This window comes from Mycobacterium parascrofulaceum ATCC BAA-614 (assembly GCF_000164135.1).
In the GTDB taxonomy this organism is placed as follows: domain Bacteria; phylum Actinomycetota; class Actinomycetes; order Mycobacteriales; family Mycobacteriaceae; genus Mycobacterium; species Mycobacterium parascrofulaceum.
Window position 1 is genome coordinate 1 of sequence record NZ_GG770609.1, and the last position, 1,405, is coordinate 1,405.

The 1,405-nt window shown below is 65.6% G+C and carries 2 protein-coding genes and 2 pseudogenes; 3 read left to right on the forward strand and 1 reads right to left on the reverse strand.

Annotated features, from left to right (window positions below):
- From HMPREF0591_RS29780 to HMPREF0591_RS29790, 3 genes and pseudogenes are all read left to right on the forward strand, one after another.
- Positions 1 to 383, forward strand: a pseudogene (locus HMPREF0591_RS29780) (heavy metal translocating P-type ATPase); the annotation flags it as partial.
- Between the two features lie 11 nt (positions 384 to 394).
- The gene (locus tag HMPREF0591_RS34785; protein ID WP_033718757.1) at positions 395 to 733 is read left to right on the forward strand and encodes a transposase; all 339 of its coding nucleotides are present in this window, start codon (positions 395 to 397) and stop codon (positions 731 to 733) included.
- Between the two features lie 221 nt (positions 734 to 954).
- Entirely contained in the window at positions 955 to 1,140 is a 186-nt protein-coding gene (locus HMPREF0591_RS29790; RefSeq protein ID WP_308010621.1) for an alkylmercury lyase, read from the forward strand.
- On the opposite strand, the pseudogene HMPREF0591_RS32045 reads toward HMPREF0591_RS29790, so the two are convergent.
- Positions 1,137 to 1,298 (reverse strand): annotated as a pseudogene (locus tag HMPREF0591_RS32045) (YnfA family protein); the annotation flags it as partial. The gene HMPREF0591_RS29790 and the pseudogene HMPREF0591_RS32045 overlap by 4 nt on opposite strands.
- Between the last annotated feature and the right edge of the window lie 107 nt (positions 1,299 to 1,405).

Here is a 1,405-nt window from a genome sequence, read left to right on the forward strand (position 1 = left end):
TCAACGACGCCCCCGCGCTGGTGCAGGCCGATCTGGGCATTGCGATCGGCACCGGCACCGACGTGGCCATCGAGGCCTCCGACATCACGCTGATGTCCGGCCGGCTCGACGGTGTTGTGGAGGCGATCGCGCTCTCGCGGCAGACGCTGCGCACGATCCACCAGAACCTTGGCTGGGCCTTCGGCTACAACACCGCCGCGATCCCCCTAGCCGCACTCGGTCTGCTCAACCCGATCATCGCGGGAGCGGCGATGGGGCTCTCCTCGGTCAGCGTGGTCACCAACTCGCTGCGGCTACGCCGCTTCGGCCGCCACACCCGACAAGGATCGCCCCAGACCGCCCACATGGTGGACATCCCAGATAGCGCGACGTGGGATTCGTGAAGCCAGTAGGTATGCCACAACATCGGCGCTCATTCACCCCGCAGTATCGAGTCACGGCCGCGCACATGGTGATCGACGGGCAGCGGCGAGTCGCTGAGGTAGCCCGCCAGCTAAACGTGGACACGAGCCTGCTGCATACATGGGTGCGCGATGAGCGGTGGCTGATGTCCCAGGCCCGCAGCGGTGACGGCCAGCGGCCAGATGTCGCTGGCGAACAGCCGCTTTCGGTCCAGGAGCGAGCGGATTTGGTCCGGCTAGGGCAGACCGCAGCCGAGCAGGCGCAAGAAATGGCCGGCATAGACGCGTCTCGGCACACTTTGCGACCGCAGCAGCGGCGAGCCGCGGCTTGAACTCGCCGCAAGGGAGTGCGCCTGCCACGGCGTACCCGAAATCGCCGAGCTACCGGGCGCGTCGAACTCCGGCTGCAACTGTCACCGGGTCGCGAAAATTGACCCACCTGAGATGCTAATGACGGGTGTTGGGAGACCGTGGGATGCGGATTGAGATTCTGAGCAGCCCGGGCTGTCCGAACGCGGCAACGGCCCATGAAATGCTGGTCGACTGTTTGGCCGTGGTCGGGATCAACACGGCGATCGTTGAGCGGGTCGGACCCTTTCCGTCACCGTCGATACTGATTGACGGCACCGATGTGATGCGTCCCGATCGGCCGCCGACGGGTGACGTCTGTCGGTTGGATCTGCCCAGCCGTGACGTCATACTGACCGCGCTGCGACGGGCGATTGCGGCCGAAAGCTAGTGGCCGCGAGGAGCGTACATGTTCACGGCAACGCCGGCCAGGAAAACCAGGGGCGCCAAGCACGTCCCAGCGGCCGGGTCGGAACCCCTCGAGGGCCATACCCCACGCCAGCGAGCCGCCGACGAACACGCCTCCCCGTAGGCGGCCAGGATCCGGCCTATTTACCTCAGATCAGATGACAAACCACCCGCAACAGGATCGCCATTTGATCTGAGGCACCGCAGGTCAGACGCCCGCACCTGCCTCAGATAGAACGACAACGGAC